This window comes from Idiomarina baltica OS145, assembly GCF_000152885.1.
In the GTDB taxonomy this organism is placed as follows: Bacteria; Pseudomonadota; Gammaproteobacteria; order Enterobacterales; family Alteromonadaceae; genus Idiomarina; species Idiomarina baltica.
The window spans coordinates 186,111-202,373 of the sequence record NZ_AAMX01000001.1 but is presented as its reverse complement, the minus strand read 5'-3'; the positions used below and the strand labels follow the sequence as shown (position 1 = coordinate 202,373).

Annotated in this window: 12 protein-coding genes; 9 read left to right on the top strand and 3 right to left on the bottom strand. The window is 43.1% G+C overall.

Annotated elements, in window-relative coordinates:
* Window positions 1-691: 691 nt before the first annotated feature.
* The 5 genes from OS145_RS00940 to OS145_RS00920 all read left to right on the top strand — a co-directional run bounded on the left by OS145_RS00940 (window position 692) and on the right by OS145_RS00920 (window position 4,106).
* Window positions 692-1,072, top strand: coding sequence for a hypothetical protein (locus tag OS145_RS00940; protein ID WP_131382110.1), 381 nt, complete (start codon window positions 692-694; stop codon window positions 1,070-1,072).
* Window positions 1,073-1,620: 548 nt separating this feature from the next.
* On the top strand, window positions 1,621-2,148 hold the full coding sequence (locus OS145_RS00935; RefSeq protein WP_006954055.1) for a hypothetical protein: 528 nt from the start codon (window positions 1,621-1,623) through the stop codon (window positions 2,146-2,148).
* A gap of 100 nt (window positions 2,149-2,248) precedes the next feature.
* Window positions 2,249-2,881: a hypothetical protein gene (locus OS145_RS00930; protein WP_006954052.1), complete on the top strand. Its 633-nt coding sequence runs from the start codon at window positions 2,249-2,251 to the stop codon at window positions 2,879-2,881.
* A gap of 549 nt (window positions 2,882-3,430) precedes the next feature.
* On the top strand, window positions 3,431-3,760 hold the full coding sequence (locus OS145_RS13320; protein WP_131382108.1) for a hypothetical protein: 330 nt from the start codon (window positions 3,431-3,433) through the stop codon (window positions 3,758-3,760).
* A gap of 94 nt (window positions 3,761-3,854) precedes the next feature.
* The gene (locus tag OS145_RS00920) at window positions 3,855-4,106 is read left to right on the top strand and encodes a hypothetical protein (protein ID WP_006954050.1); all 252 of its coding nucleotides are present in this window, start codon (window positions 3,855-3,857) and stop codon (window positions 4,104-4,106) included.
* Window positions 4,107-4,349: 243 nt separating this feature from the next.
* Here the strand turns inward: OS145_RS00920 and OS145_RS00915 are convergent, their stop codons facing one another.
* From OS145_RS00915 to OS145_RS00905, 3 genes are all read right to left on the bottom strand, one after another.
* Window positions 4,350-7,520 (bottom strand): hypothetical protein, encoded by a 3,171-nt coding sequence (locus OS145_RS00915; protein ID WP_006954048.1) that lies wholly within the window; start codon window positions 7,518-7,520, stop codon window positions 4,350-4,352.
* 10 nt (window positions 7,521-7,530) lie between these two features.
* A complete protein-coding gene (locus tag OS145_RS00910; protein ID WP_131382106.1) occupies window positions 7,531-8,724 on the bottom strand; it encodes a site-specific integrase in 1,194 nt (397 codons plus the stop codon).
* Window positions 8,725-8,900: 176 nt separating this feature from the next.
* A complete protein-coding gene (locus tag OS145_RS00905) occupies window positions 8,901-9,443 on the bottom strand; it encodes a transcriptional regulator (protein ID WP_006954044.1) in 543 nt (180 codons plus the stop codon).
* Window positions 9,444-10,082: 639 nt separating this feature from the next.
* Here OS145_RS00905 and OS145_RS00895 point away from each other — a divergent pair.
* The 4 genes from OS145_RS00895 to OS145_RS00875 all read left to right on the top strand — a co-directional run bounded on the left by OS145_RS00895 (window position 10,083) and on the right by OS145_RS00875 (window position 16,133).
* The gene (locus tag OS145_RS00895; RefSeq protein WP_006954039.1) at window positions 10,083-10,271 is read left to right on the top strand and encodes a hypothetical protein; all 189 of its coding nucleotides are present in this window, start codon (window positions 10,083-10,085) and stop codon (window positions 10,269-10,271) included.
* Window positions 10,272-11,214: 943 nt separating this feature from the next.
* Window positions 11,215-13,356 carry a DEAD/DEAH box helicase family protein gene (locus OS145_RS00890; protein ID WP_006954035.1) on the top strand — a complete coding sequence of 714 codons (2,142 nt, stop codon included), beginning with the start codon at window positions 11,215-11,217 and terminating at the stop codon, window positions 13,354-13,356.
* 211 nt (window positions 13,357-13,567) lie between these two features.
* Window positions 13,568-15,694, top strand: coding sequence for an AAA family ATPase (locus tag OS145_RS00880; RefSeq protein ID WP_006954031.1), 2,127 nt, complete (start codon window positions 13,568-13,570; stop codon window positions 15,692-15,694).
* A 1-nt stretch (window position 15,695) separates the two neighbouring features.
* Complete coding sequence (locus OS145_RS00875) at window positions 15,696-16,133, top strand: hypothetical protein (RefSeq protein WP_006954029.1); 438 nt, start codon at window positions 15,696-15,698, stop codon at window positions 16,131-16,133.
* Window positions 16,134-16,263 lie beyond the last annotated feature (130 nt).

The window sequence follows — 16,263 nt, the reverse complement described above, 5'->3', positions numbered from 1 at the left end:
AGCGTATTTATCGGCTCGCTCGGCGAAGTTGCTCGCGGCGTAATTTGTCCAAGTCATCGGGAAAGTGATGCTCGTAGATTTGATCTACGAAGTTGTCACGTGACTTATTGCTGACGATATTTGCCAAACATAGATGAATGGCCGTTAAAGTCTGAGGACTTCATCCGAAAGTATGCGGGATCTCGAACAATCTCAACGGACATTATCTGGCACTTTCAATATCTGTCGAAGCACGATGATAAAGATCAGGAGTTTTCGGAAAGTATGACACTGGACAGTTGAAACCTCTATCAATCCCATTAAGCGAAACTATCAATAACAGGGCTAGCGTTTATACTAGCCCTTAATATTCACTTCAATTTTTGCAGCCATTTCTTTTGCAGGTTACCGGTGCGGTCGTGTTTGTCCAATGCGATGGTTTAACGTTAGTGTCTTCGCCGCATCCAGTTTTCCCACCTTTTTGGCCTTGGTGAACAACGCTCTCTCCTGATTCGGGGGTATGTCTAACAGCCATAGAATGTTCCTTTTCGTGTGTGCCGATATTGGCTGATTAAAGCGTAGACTAAAACTCACGTGACGCCAGTTTTAAAGGAAGGAATAGGTCTGCAAATTGTCAAAAACGGAGACTATCCAGAACGAATTGAGTTCCACAAGTACGTAGACTAAACTCAGGCCTGACAAGCCGGGAAGCGTGTTTTTTCCAAAGCGTTATACATTGAAGGAGTCTAGTATCAAAAATATATTTAAAGTATTTTCATACCTAATGCTTTTAGGTATTAGCTCTACATATGGCTTTATGAACATGGCCGCAGAAATGGGGCTAGCTATTCTCGCTGGATCTATCGGTCTGGCTTTCGCTAATATCGATAAGATTGCAAAATTTAAGGGTGCCGGCTTTGAAGCTGAAATGTGTAAAACAGTTATTCATAAGCCTACAGGGATAGTACACAAACTTGCGAAAGACGGTAAAACTACTGGGTGTGGCGTGAATGTGCAAACTCACCCTGAAGCCTGGGCAGCATCCACAGAAAAAGTCACTTGTAATCACAGTGGTTGCAAAAATGATACATAATCATCGTATCAAATTGACTCTAAAACGCCGTTTTTTTCCCTCAATTCATACAGTGGTAGTCCGTAATCGTTCCATATTGTCGCACTGTAGCGGGCCTTCAAACAAGTAAAAACTATTTGAGCATACTAGGTCACCCTTTGACGATATGCGATTTATGGGTAGGAAAGATCCGCAGCGAGCGAGGAGCGGACCTCCGGATTTTTTGCCTAATTCAACGAGTAACTCGCCTCGCTGTTATTAATGAGTCTGGATGGCGCGAACCAGACACGGCACACTTATCTCAGCAATAGTGTACGTTTTGTTATTGTGTTGTGTATTTAAGTCGTTTACTGTCAATGACATAACGAAAAATTAAAATTAGATATTGTGCGCACATTAGAATGTAACTGAGCATGCTCACATTGCCTTTGCTAACTCGGAGCCTTTCAAGTCAGGAGTTCCTGCTTGATCAGTAAGTTAAGAGTCGAAAACTATCAATTGGACGAGTTTTTAAATGTGTACGCACAATATACAAAGGTTAGGGCAGTAAAATATTCGAAGGAGTCCAAATGATAGACGAGTTCATTGACGCATACTCCGATGACCAGATTTATCTGGAACTGATCGAGAAGTTAGTAAATGACCATCCTGTTGAAAGCAACGTTCCCGATAGCATCAAGTACTCGTCTTTTTGCCGTTTGTGGATAGTCATGATGGTTGGCAGTATCGAGATGATCATAAAAAAATGGGCTAACCCAGAACCCATGATGTTTGATATAGCGTCATATTTCGAAAACGGCTCCAATGAAGAGCGATTAGAACGGCTTTACAAGGCATTTGAAATTCGCGGGTTAAATCCTGATCGGGAATGCTTCGATGATTATTTAGCCTGTAAATATATCCGGAATGCATACGTTCATGGTGAATGGAATGAAAATCAACGAAATTATGTAGCCGAGAAGGGGTTGCCTTCGACTACTATGAGCTTTACTCCAGAGCATTATGAGCGAGTAAAAAAGTCCTACTATCACCTAATGAATGGTCTGGGTATGGCGAATTCCATGAACAGCTTAATCAAGTCAAAAAGCGGTGGGTAGCCCTAACAATCGCAGGCACGGCGACGTCTTTTCCATTGCGGCTTCGCCTCCATTCCAAAGCCGCGCATGCTGCGGGCGTTATACCTAAAAGGAGAATCAGGTGACCTGCACTGAAATAGTCACATTGCTAAAGGAGCTTGTGCTTTCTGGTGCTGCAATTACTGGCGCGGTTGTGGCCGTGAAAGGCCTAGGTACTTGGCAGCGCCAATTGAAGGGGCAATCTGAATACGAGCTTTCGCGCCGAATATTGGTGTCTGTATTCAAATACAGAGACGCGATTAATGGTGTTCGTCATCCTGCAATGTGGGCGTACGAAATGCCTTCTCCGCCAGAGGAAGAAGCTAAAACAATGTCCCGCGAACAAATACGTTTCTACGGCACTTCGAAGGCTTATCAAGCAAGATGGGACAAAGTTCAAGCTGAAAGAACAACGCTATATGCTGACCTACTTGAAGCGGAAGCCATCTGGGGCACGGATCTTAAAGAACTGTTTAAAGGGGTATTCGGTCTCGAGCATGAATTATTTACGCGAATTCGCCATTACGTTGAACTCATAAACCCCGATACCGATGAAGCGTCAAAAGAGGCCATAAGAAACATAGATAAGAAAGCTCGCGACATTATGTACGACAATTTGAGCGAGGAGCCCGATGAATACAAACAAGATCTTGTTAGGGCGATCGAGGAAATTGAAAAATACCTCAAGTCAAAGCTGAGTCATGAAAAGGTATAACAATCACATTCAGCCGACCCAAAAACCGCTGCGCGGTTTTCAGTCGTCTGATGTGTGGCGTTATGCACTATACGGTCGAATATGAGTAGCAAATGAGAGTCCATTTGAGTACAGCAACGGTGACGTCCCATGAAAATAGGCGCCAGTCGATGAATTTGCACTTTAATCCGGTGGTGCTGTTCGAGGATAGCTGGCCCTTTCCCATAGGTCATTTGAAAGATATAAGCTGGAGCATAGAGGCCGAGCCGATAGGTAGGCATGACTTTGAGTTCACCACCAGTTGCGATTCACCGTTTGAAGTGGAGAATGATCGGAACTATATAGAGTTCTTTCTGAGCAAGAAGAGCGTGCCATTTCAACATGACGATTACCCGTGTCAGATAATCTTTTTGGCCATATTGGACTCTCCTCATTCTGGTCCGATAGAGATAGATCGTCGGTTTTTTGGTGTAGTTAAAACAGTGTGGCCCAGAGGGCTACGCAAAAATGCATAAACAAGCCAGGCACAGCGACGGCGTTAGGTTTAATAATGAATAAGGTGCATGTGTAATGAATTTGATTACAGGCTTCAATGAACAAATACAATCATTGGCTGCGACGTTCCCAGAGGTTCAGGCAGAGATTTTTCCATTTTTAGCAGGCAGTTCTGTTAGAAAGTCGGATGGGAACTATTACCCTGGCGACTGGGTTAGAAAGTCTAATGGAAAATACTACCCCCCTAGTTGGATGAGAAAATCAGATGGAGAGTATTACCCTCCATCTTGGGTGCGAAAATCTGATGGATATTATTATCCTTCAGCCTTTGTCAGGAAATCAGACGGACGATACTACCCAGCAAACTATGTAAGAAAATCAAATGGCCAATATTATCCGTCATAGTCAACCTAACAAGTGCAGGCACGGCGGCGGCTTTTCCGTTGCGACTTCGCCTTCACTGCATAGCCGCGCGTGCTGCGGGCGTTAAGTGAATTTAATGAGCACCATTCAAGTATCTATTATCGCCAGTTTTAGCAGAGAATCTCGCGAAACCGAGCTGCATCTGTGCTCAGGCTTGTGTGGTGCCTCCGAGTCTTCTGAGTTATGGATTGGCTCGAAAACTGAGAAATACATGCTGGTTTTTCCCGATAGCTATTACAGCGATGCACTGAGAGAGCGCCGCAACAAAGGCAACATGGTGGCGGCCTGGGATAAAAATGAGCGCGTTATCTTGGTGGGCCAGGTGTAGTCACCTAGCGTGCCGCTCCCTCCGTCATCAGTGGTCCTTGTAACGTCCACAATCGAGGCTGACATCAGTGTCACTTAATAAGTCAAAGCACTCGGACATGGCAAAACTGTCACCTTTTGTGCAAAAAGACGCACAAAAGCCGCCAACTTCACCAAGCCGGTGTTTGAGGCGTTAACGTCCGCTCTTGGTAAGAAGCAGATCGTAGTTTGGTGTGAGACAACCATTATCCTCTGTAAGAAAGGTCTAAGTGAGCTCATAGATATTATTCGGGTCATATGTAAATCCCGGGTCGTAATACCTTCTCAGAGCCCCCGAATAGATCGCAAGCGTGTGAAAAGCATACCGAAGTGCGCTCGAGGCATATTGTTCGCTATTTCTCTTTAAGTATTGAGCGTTATTTTCGTTGATATCATGGCCTAGGAAGTAAAGGCGAGCAACGCCCATAGAATTTTGACGTTTCCCGCCATCTTTAAGTACTATCTCGAAGTGACCAACAGCATTCAAAACATCATTCCAATGTGCTGTTACAACTTTCAAAATATCATCCCGGTATTTTTCAACGGGAGTCCCGCAAATCGAGTTGTCGACGTGAATCTCAAGATACAAGCGTGAAGCGGGGACGACTGGTTTTAAAGCTGTGATGAGATTGATGGCATCGTCTATTTCTTTTGTATTGAAGGAAACGTAACGGTGGCTATGCGTCGAAGCGCTTAAAAGTATATGACTTGCTTTTCTAACCTGGTTGTCAAGATAGTGCATCGCAGCCGGCATAAGTTTATTGATGATTATATTTGCGGCCATGATGTCATCATTGGAATTCGGTAGCGGTACATGAAGCTTTGATGTCTCAGCAGCGTACAGTCTGAACTTTCTATGCTTCGTTTTATAGCGCTCTTTAGTATCGCGAGCCGCATCTATGAGTGCTTCCACCATTTTGCGTTCCAGGTTGTAAAGGTCACAAATTTGCTCAATAGAGCGACCTTTGTCGGAGGCCTCTAACACAAGGCTTACTTGCTCAGCATCGAACTCTGTTTTTTGAGTGAATAAACTATCCATGTCGATATCTCCTTTTTCAATCCCTTTGTGCTGTTTGACTACCCATCCGCCTCGCTCTTTGCTTAGTAATCTATCAGCAAGTGACATCAGCTCTGTTTTATTGAGTGCTTCAGCGTTTGCGCCCTCCGGTAGAAGCTTGCTCATACGCGCCGGCTGCATGCGTGAAAGGTTCCTTACCGAAGACATGTTGGTTGTGGTGTGCGAACGCATGATGGACTCGAAAAGCAATAAGTCAGTGAAGTGCGTGTAGGTTGATAACGTCATGCCTGGCTCAAGGTGGCCGGCCCAGGTTGATATCTTATAGAGCACGTTTAGGGAGTCGCTTAGTTGAAAGTAATCTCTGATAACGGCTACTTGCTCTGGTGAATATGGCGTTAAGGCGCGTACGGTATCGTCCGACGCAAAACAGACCAATACCGCGGTAGAAATTGCGAAGTGGCGCAGTTGATACATTGGGGTATGAACGCCCGTATATGATGATAGCAGTCGAGTTACATGCTGGCTGATTTCGCGCATGTTGAGAAAGACATTGTTATGCGGCAGTCTGGAAAAGATGAGCATGTGTGGGTTCGTGAATCTCACTCTTCCATCTGCACTTAGGTAACGCCCGGCTTGCTCCATTCGGCGATTTATAAACCAGCGGATAAACTTGGATTCATCAGGTGGTAAGAAAGTATCAAGCTCAATCAGTCGTTTGGCGGAGTATGTTTTTTCTCTAAAGTGGCGGTTGGTTCTTACGAACAAATGACCTTTTAGGAGCAGGTCAATATCCTTTATTTCTAGGTTGAGTACTTCATTTGGTCTAGGGTTAAGCCTGGAGCATAGGATGAGTAGCGCAATAACTGACTCGCGAAGGTGAGATGATTGGTTAGCGTAAAGCTCGCCGATATCAGTAAACAGTTGCTTGATGTGCACTTCTGAGGGGATATTTGAGCGGACATGAACAGATTTTTGTTTATCTCTTGGCTCAAGTTGTTGGGGCAACGCAATATCGTGCTCTTCATTTAAGAAGTGCATTAGCTCGATGATTGATTCGCTGTATTGTGAGTCCGAGAGGCTCTTTTTGTTCATTAACTGCTCGTAGAGCTCTGTCATTTCATCTTCATCGAGCACAAAAACGCTCGTTTGTTGGCAAACGTCGAGCCAGATGGTCGCAACAGAGCTTACGTAACGAGCCCCGGTTGCAAACTTGGTTAAGTTACCCTCCCGATAACAATATCGCAGCCAATCAATGAGCATGAACTCAGAGTCGCTGATAGTGCGCTTACGCGACTCATAGAAGCTATCAATCCTTCGAATAATGAAGGCTTTACGCTCTGCGGCACTGCGGTGGTGATCATTCCTGGCTTTGAATAACTCTCGCAAACCTTCGCTGAACTCTGAATGATAAGCCGGAAGATCACGTTTTTTAAGCACACCAGCAGGTTGCCTAGGTATAGATACTGGATTGGGTTGGGTCGGCGACGCGATGGTATTATGAAAAGTTTGGCTTTTAATGCACTGAAGGCACTCGATGGACGTTGAGGCGCTACTTAAGTCTCCGCCTGCAAAATGCCGTAGAAAACTTGGCATATTTGAGCCGGGCTGCTCGCTGACGAGCTGCGCAACCGCACGCAAGAACGTGCGATTATTAAGCTTTTTGATGGCTTGTTGAGAGGCAATTGCAGACAGTTCATTTTTTAGCAGCGTTGTTGCGTCTCCGCTTATGCAGGCGGTTGCCCGACTTTTTATAAAACCGGATATTGCAAACAGGGTGAGTGGGCCGGGATAAAAGTTACGTTGAGTGACTTTCCTTCTATTTGCCTTTGTGTTGGTTTCATGACCTCGACGTGAGTAAATAAGAGGAATAACCCAGTTTCCTTCAATTTTTTTGAGCACGACTTTTGATGTTGTAACTGTCGTTAGCAGTGCATCCAGTGCTTCCTCGAAACATAAACCACTTTCGAACGCGGCGTGAAACAGGACAAGAAACAGTGGATAACTATTGTTAAACGACTTTTGCACCGAGACTAGGAGATTAACCTCATTTATTGCTCCGTGGAGTAACGACTTAGCTTTAACGATTTTTGGATCAACAAAGCCGTTTAAGCGGGGCGTTGAATAGTAGTGTTGGCCATAAAGTTTTTGGTTAATTGCATCTATGAGTGCACGTCTGAACTTGCTGCTTAATGACTTTTTAGCATGCACGGAGTCGTAGATTGTTGAAAATACCATTTCTTTATGCGCATCGTTGAGAGTATCAATTGGCTCGCGGCATATCAGATGCATTAACGTGTCAGCGCAGTTGATACTCGCTTTTTCAATTTTGCTCTTCTGCGGTGTCGCATGCTCGGTGATAACTTTTCGAAGTAAGTCCATTTTTATCTCCCTATTTGCTCATCAATGAGCTTTTCGGTAGAGCCAGCGCTTCCATGATGTGATCAACCCGTTCACTAATATCGAGCAATTGCTGGTAACGAAATGTTGAGCTCGATTTTGTTGGCGAGTCCAGTGCCTGTCGGTGACCCATAAAGGCCGCAAGGACATCCCGGTCGACGTCTGACTGGATGAGTAGGCTTGCCATTGTATGGCGATGCCAGTTTATCGATCTGAAAACCGCATCAGAAAGATAGCCACGTAAGTGATCGAAGTTGGGTAAAAAAGTCGATGCTGTTTGGATGCGAAAGAGGTTTGAGCGGCCAGATAGCATGTCGTCGATCGCCTGATAATTGTTGGTGTTAGTAAATCTAAAACGCTCTTGATAGCACTTTAAATAATCGATGTAATGAAGAATTACCTGCCGAGCGCGTTGGCACACAGGGACTAGTCGTGCAGAGCTATCGGATTTATCGACGATTTCCACTTGATTAAAATCATCAAGAAAGGCACCTATCGTTCTAAATACATCGGGAGCGGGGCGATGCATCGTCGCAAATTGCAGCAAGTTAACAACATAAGCTGTGTAAATGTTATGTGCTGCGATACGATCCTCTTTAATCAACGCATTCCTGAGCGCGGATTGAAGCTGTGAAAACACATATTCAACCCCGTGAGATGACAAGGCTTTTTTCGAACCAAACAGTGTGTCGTCAGGAATTGACGTCTGTTTATATGCTTCGATTTCATCCTCTGGTAAGAATAAAGCCATGAAATCTGTGTGATGTTTATGAAGCGTTTTTGCAGAGAATGCTGCATAAAAATTTTGCATGTTGTCATTCATTTTTCTATCCGCGATAAAGTCACGTTCAAAGCGTGTCATATTTACCGTAGTGAATTCGAAATCAATGACGCGCTGGAGTGCATTGGGCGTTATCAGCTGTCCTGATGGACCTCGTTTCCCAGCGAGTAGCCGAGCGACTCTACTCTCGAGTATATCGATTGGTATTGATTGTGAGCGGGCTTGGGCGGTAGGTTTCGCGACACATGGCGGCAATAGGATGTAATTATCGTCTTTGGTCACAAGTTTTGATGCTTCATCAAATATTGGTGAAGAAGCTACTCCATAGCGCCAGCTATTGGATAGTTTACCAACGCCTGTGCTAAGAATCTCAAAGTCCAAGCTCGCATCGACAAGCGATCTCATATTGCGTCCAGTGGCTAACTTGGCTAATGCCAAGCCTCGCGTCAAATCGTCGGGGTCACTGAGAAGAAATGAAGACAATTCGGACAACGTTGATCTGGTTAGCCGGTAAGGGGAGGACTGAGGACGTTTCTGATTCCTTTTCTGGTGCTTACCCTGATACTTTTGTTTTCTGCCACTCATAACTGCTCTCCCATTTTTTCGATACGCTCGCTCTGGAGTTTTTGTAATTGTCGCTTCGACGTGCTGAGACTGGTCCGAGAGAGTTTGCGCGCGATAGCTCCAATTGTTTTTGCGGATACGCCTGTTAGCTCTTCGATATCTGAATGTGAGAGATTGCTTTTTTCCAGAGCTCTACGTAGTTGTGCGCAGTAAGTTGGATGATGCACCTGGTTTAGCATCCGTGATAAAACATATCGCCAGGCAGTATTCGATACTACCGGTGATTCGATGTCTGGGACGCAAATGACTGTCAGCAGCTTATTCATATCGTAGCGTGCAGTCAGAAGTTGAGACCAACCAGCGATTACTTGATAACTGCTGTTGTCTGGCATGACTTGGGGGTATTCCAACTGAAGGGCTTGGTCTGATGGATAATCTTGAGTCTGTTGCATGCATTGGTGTTGCAAATCAAGTTCAAACTCGTAAGCCGGTTGTGCACGCGGATGGATGATTAATCTCGTGAGCGGTACGTCAATCATTTGTCGTCTGTTGTTGTCCATAGCATTACCTCGTTAATGCAATTCAGAAAAATCGGCTTGAAAGCCACATGACTTATGCTAGCTGATGGAACGCGAAAAAATCGGAGATGAAGTTACGGAAATTGGAAATAGTTAAAAAGCGAATATTTTCTCTATATTTTTAAGGATTTTCTGAGACGAAAAAAACGATACTTTTTTCAAGCAGGCGATGATTTGCAGGCTTTGATAAGGCAAAAGATTAAAAATGCCAACAACATGAACATTAGAATGAGTGGTTTATCGAACGTAATTACGTTTAACGTAGTGAGTGCGGGATGGGTTTCTACCCCGTTATTCCGGAACCTTTCATTCGAGCATCGCCACGAACTTGCTGACGAGATTATCGGCCAAAGACCTCTAGAGCTCTAATATATGTATTCGAAGATAGCTCCATACTTCTCTCAAAAAGACCGAAAGCTCAGGCTCCAGACATTGGACCGAAGTATAAAAGTTCATGAAAGCAGGCGTAAGTTTCTTGGCATTGATATCTCTGAAAAGCTTGACGTAAACACAAATCAAAAACTCTATACATCGAACATAACGCTGGAAGGAAATATCGAGGTTGACTAACTGGTCTGACCAGTTATAATTGATTTGTTTTCATTAACCAAAGGTACAGATATGCAACATAAGCTACTACTTCCTGAGCCACTTTTTGATAGCAGTAAGGTCTATGAAGATGGGGATAAAGTCGTTATTTCTGGCAACGAATACGAAGTGAAAGTTGTCGACAAGAATAGAGATGGTGATACATATGAGTTAATTGAGGTCGTTAAAAAGCCTGTGAAGGCGGTAAAGATAGCCTTCTAATTAGCAAAGTCTCGGCTTGCTTAAGAGCGCCGTCGGCAACAGCGGCCTCAAGCTTACCGCGCATGGCAGACCAAAGCGATTCGCTGCCAATCATATTATTTTTTAATAATCGCGAGAGCTAGCAGCTTTCCTCCTAAGCCCGAAGGGCTTAGGATAGCTCGAATGTGAAAAATTTCCAGTTCTGAGCTTCGTGTTCAATTTCGAAGCTGAGTTCGGGTGTTCGTAGTCAGCTTCGAAACTCGAAACTTTCTGGCTAGTGGTCCATTTTGGGTGGCTGGATTGTGGCAAGTTTTGCATTGTATTGTTCTTTTACGTTCTTACCTCTGGCTAAATGGTCTGCCGCCGAAACTCAGTAAACTATTGATATACCAAGTAAAGTCAGTTTCGGACGGTTAACCCCAAACTGCCCAGTTTCGTCGGTCTGCACTCCGGAGGCAAAGGTATAGGGTGCGCCATTCGTAGGTCGCGCATTTTGCGCGACAATATGTTCCCATCGCTCCTTTGACCAGATTGCCTTCTTTTAATTGCTGAGGTCATAGGTTCGAATCCTATCGGGCGGACCATTTCCCTGGCCTGCAGCGATTTTCTTCTCTTCATATTTATTCTTAAGCTCTCTCTTTGATACTTTTTCGGCGCGACCGTTAGCTCTTGTGGTTAATTTTGTTGTGGATCAGGGCTGTGACAAATCTGTGACAACTTTGTGCCACAGGTTGCTGTTGCAATTGCTTCTAGGAAGCGACCATGACCACAAGCTTACTTCTTAGACTCACCGTTAAGACACCTACTTGATACTACTTACTCATCAGAGTAGATGTATGGAAATACGAGCACTGCATTAACAACTTTGAGCCTAGGTATTTATTTATCACCTTGCGTAATATATTCAGATCTCTTACTGTGTTTTGACGAGTCATTTTGACAATGACATATGGTGTAGGGTGACATGGATAGCACATTAGAAGAAATCTCAGAGTTAAAAGCAATCTACTTCCCATCTGAAGTTAAAGTAGATACTGAACTTTTCCTTCCTGTAGCAGCTGAATCATCAGTCATCGACTGTATGGTTGGTTACTTTTCGAGTAACTTTCTATCCGAGCTAGCAGTCACGATATCTACGTATTTGAAAAACAAACATAGAAGTAAATTAAGGTTTGTTGTAAGCCCCAATTTAGAGGCCGATGACGTCGCTAAAATAATCGAAGCGAATGAAAAAGGACAGAGCTATTTTAATATTTTATTTCCGGACCTGGAAGTCAACGCGGAAGACCTAAAGAGTAGAAGTCAAGAGGCTCTTGCATATCTACTTTATCAACAGCGTGTCAATATTAAGATTGCATTAAAGCGAAACGGTATTTTTCATACAAAGTGCTGGTTATTTTCTGTCAACGGGAAAGATGCATGCATTCACGGCTCAAGCAACGCTACTAAAGGCGGCCTTTTCAATAATTTCGAGCAATTGGTTTTGAGCCGTAGTTGGATGTCTAGTGAGTCAGCGGAAATTTGTCAAGAACTACGCTTAAAGTTTGAAAGTATATGGTCGGGCGACGAACAGGATATTCAAACACTGACAATAAATGAAGATACATTTAACGATATTGCCAAATTTGTAAGAAAAAAGTCTACAGCTCTTACTGATAGAGAAATTGACTCAGTACTTGTAGAAATGTCAGAACAAGAACTTCGACCTTACGAAAAGGCTCCCGCCCAGCTGCAAGTTCCAAGCTTTGTTAAAGTTGATTCAGGCGACTTCCAACACCAAGGAGAAGCTATCCGGGCCTGGCAGAAAAACTCAAGCAAAGGTATCCTTTCGATTGCCACAGGTGGTGGAAAAACCTATACATCTCTCGTAGCTGCTTCGCGATTACAGAAAAGTCCTGAAGTTTCAAAGCTTATGATTATTGTAGCAGTCCCAACTAAAACACTAATGAGTCAGTGGGAACGAGATATTAGAGATTTTAACATCACTCCGTTTAATACCTCAGGAATTTCATTTTCAGAGATTAAGTCAGGCTTTAAAAATGCTCTGCGCCGACTTCGGCTGGATGTTAGCGACACTGAAGTAGTAATTGTTACTCACAATCTAATTGGTAAAGGAAACCTTAATCAACTCATAGATAGTGTGAGTGGGAAAACTGCTCTAATGATAATAGCTGATGAGGTTCACAATTTAGGTAGTGAGGCCAGTCAACGAGGACTGACACAAAAGTTTGACTATCGCATGGGCTTATCTGCAACTCACGTGCGTCAATTTGATGAAGAAGGAACTGATTTCTTAATTAGTTACTTTGGTGAAGTGGTTTACGAGTTTTCATTAAAAGATGCAATAGGAAAATGTTTAGTACCCTACAATTATTATCCCCACATAGTATTCTTGAATGCTGAAGAGCAAGATGAGTTTGAAGCGTTGACTTATGAAATAAACAAACTCTCTTTTGCTCAGGAGGAGCCCAGTGAAAGCGTACATAGAAAACGATGGGAAGCACTATGCAGAAAGCGACGTGTATTGATTGAGTCCTGCTCCGCTAAAGTTTCAGAGCTTCATCGAATATTGAAGTCTAAGGACTACTCTATAAAAAGAGCGTTAATATTCTGTACAGATAAGAAACCCGACCAGCTTGAGGCCGTGAATAGCATTTTACTTGACGCAGGGGTGAAGTTTCATCAGGTTACTCAAGCGGAGACAGCTAGTTCTCAAACTTTGAAAGACACTCTGAGGTTATTTGCTACTGGTGATTTAGACGTTTTAACTTCCAAAAGAGTGCTTGATGAGGGGTTTAATGTTCCACAGATAGAGACCGCTTTTTTATTGGCGAGCAATACTGTTTACAGGCAATGGATTCAGAGGTTAGGTAGGATTTTAAGGAAATCAGAACGTACTCAGAAATCGATAGCGCATTTGCACGACTTCATCGTTTTACCCACACCTAAAAAATCGAGCGATAATGTGGATGGGGATTTATCGTCATTGTTGAAGGGTGAATTAAAGCGTGTAAGCTACTTCTCAGAGTTAAGTTCTAACTATACGGCGAAAGATGGTGGAGGAAAAGCCGTAACTAAGATTCTAGAGTTATTGGGAGCTTTATGAGTATATCACATAAAAAAATAAACGAGATGATTAAGACAGCTGTTAGTGACCTAAACGCTTGTGGCCGTGAACAACAGGCTTTTAATAGCCTCTGCGAGAAAATTTATCTAATCGAGTCTAGTTTAAACGAATCTACATCTGCTACGAAAATAATATCGGAAATGCGAGAAGAGATAATGAGTAGAGCAATTGATTTCAAGGAAGAATCGAAATGAAATTAATATCCGCGAAAATATCAAACTTTCGTTTACTGAAGAGTTTATCTTTAGACTTTTCTACAGACCATGAAAAGAAACTAACAGTGATTAGAGCTGCTAATGAGACAGGTAAAACTACTTGCTTAAATGCATTGCTCTGGTGCTTTTATGGCTCGAAGGCCTTACCTCAAAGGGGGCACTACTCCTTATTTCCATCCGACGAAAAGAATCATTCAAAAAAAGTTAAAGTTGCTGTTGAAATAGACTTCGAAGTTGAGCTAGCTGAAAGTAACAGGCGTGGAATGTCGTCTGTTTCCAGGAATAGATACAAAATTGAGAGATCGTGCGAAGAATATTCGGAGTCTAAGGGGGGACAATTTCGGGACCATGAAATTGTCCAACTATGGAAGATTACCTCGACCGGGGCAGAGCGGATACTAGACTCGGAAGTTAAAGATGTTATTGAAGCTACTCTTCCAGAGAGTCTGAGAAATGTCTATTTCACCGATGGCGATAGCGCAATGTCTTTCATTGAAGCAGCGGCAAGCCAAGGGCAAAAACGCAAGCGGGTAGCCACTGCTATAGAGTCATTATTGGGGTTGAATGTTTTAGATGCCACGATCAAGCACTTAGGGCAGGTAGTTAATAAATTCAGCCAAGAAATTGACAATACGGACTATGCGCGAGAAATTGAAGAGCTAAATGATAAAATGTCCGGGTATGAAGAGGACATTGAGGAGTGGTCTCAAGAACTAACGGAGTTTCACGAAAGACAAAAAGAACTCGAAGCCGAATTGAGGCAGATAAACTCCAAAAGGGAAGACTTGATACGCTTGGGAAATAAATCAGTACTGATTGAAAGGAAAAGTAAAGCAGAGCGTAGGATAGAAGAACAGAAAAAGGCAGAGAAGCAGGCATTAAAGCGCTTATCGCAATTAGGGTATGGCGAATTAGCTGCTCGCTCTCTTCTAAAAGGGCAGATAGAAAAGGCACAAGATAAGTTAAATAGATTAAACAAGTCGAAGCAGCTCCCAAAGGTTAATATACCGATACTTGAAGAGCTTTTAGAACGGACGACTTGTTTTTGTGGAAGTGATTTAGATGGTGTTACGTCAAAGGGTATTTCGAGACGGGATGAAATTAAGCGTTCAATCGATGAAAGTCGAGAATCTGATGCTATTCAAGAGGCTGCTACGTCACTTTACTATTCCGTTAGAAGTATAGAAACGGAGAATTCCGGCGAACAGTTGCTTGAGAATTACTCAAACCTTTTCGATGAACTTAACCGTTGCTCAATTACTATTTCGGATACCGAGTCAGAACTAAGAGATGTTGAGGCTGAGATACAAACGCTTGAAGATTCTCAGATAGAAGCCTTAACACGGCACAAAGAAAAGATTGAGAGCGAATTGCGAATTGCTTTGTCAAATGCCTCAAGCAGAGCAACTAAAATAGAGGATGTCCAACAACGACGAGCAGATGCCGAGCACTCCCTAAATAAGTTGCGAAGTAAGCTTGGAAAGACAAATAATTCAGCTCTTAACTGGGATTTAAGTAAAGAGGTTCGTGAGGTATTTCAATTAATAGTTGAGCGTTTGAAAAAAGATGAACTGAAGAAAGTAAGCTCTGAAATGAACCGCATATTTCTTGGCATGATCGGAAGTGCTGTTTCAGAGGAACGAGCCCTCATCAATCGTGCTGAGCTTACTGAAGAGTTTGATATCGTTGTTTATGGAAAGAATGACCATCTTCTCAATCCAGACCAAGACTTGAACGGAGCCTCTAGAAGAGCTATTACGTTATCGTTTATTTTAGCTCTGACAAAAGTAAGCCAGGTTGAGGCGCCTAATATAATTGACACCCCTTTAGGAATGATGTCCGGATATGTAAAGCAATCTGTATTGTCTAATATTGTTATTGAAGGTTCTCAGCCTATTTTATTTCTTACACATGATGAAATAAAAGGGGTTGAGGAGTTAATAGATCGATATGCAGGCAAAGTTTTTACATTAACAAACCCCGCGCACTACCCAACTATGTTGGCAAATGAGCCGCATGAAGACTCCATTAGCGTAATGAGGTGCGAATGCAACCACCGAGAGTTCTGTGATATATGTGAACGAAAATTATTGGAGATTTAAAATGAGTAGTAATCCGTTTGCAAGTTACAATGTCGAACTACCAGAGGCTTATGCCGAGAGAATTAGAAGCTATTGCAGTACGGGGGGCAAAAACGTCTCGAGCGAAATAGCTCCGTTTGAACGTCAAGTCGACTTTTGGTTTTTTGCGTTTGTTCTTGCAACAGTTGAAGGTCTAGACTTGGTGAAACCTTCAAAAACCTACAACGCGACACAAGCCCATATTCTCTCGTCAAATTCAGAAAGAATTACGTATATACAGGCCGTCTATTTGGCTGAAAGCGAGTCTCTCGATGGACTGGCGAACCCGCGAAAAGTTTGGGATTTCGCATGTCAAAGAGCTCATGCAGGAGTGCCTCGGTTAATACAAATATTAAGTGACACAGACCAAAAGCCTCTTTGGAACTTTTTAGATGTTATAGATAATTCGGTAAGAGCCTAAGAGGCCTAATTCATAGATAACCGCTTGAAAATTAAGTGTTTAAATAGCATATTCAGTTCTTGTCTACAACTTTAGGTTATATGTCGAGCGGGTTAACCCTCTTCGATATAGACATCATTTTTTTAGCTTA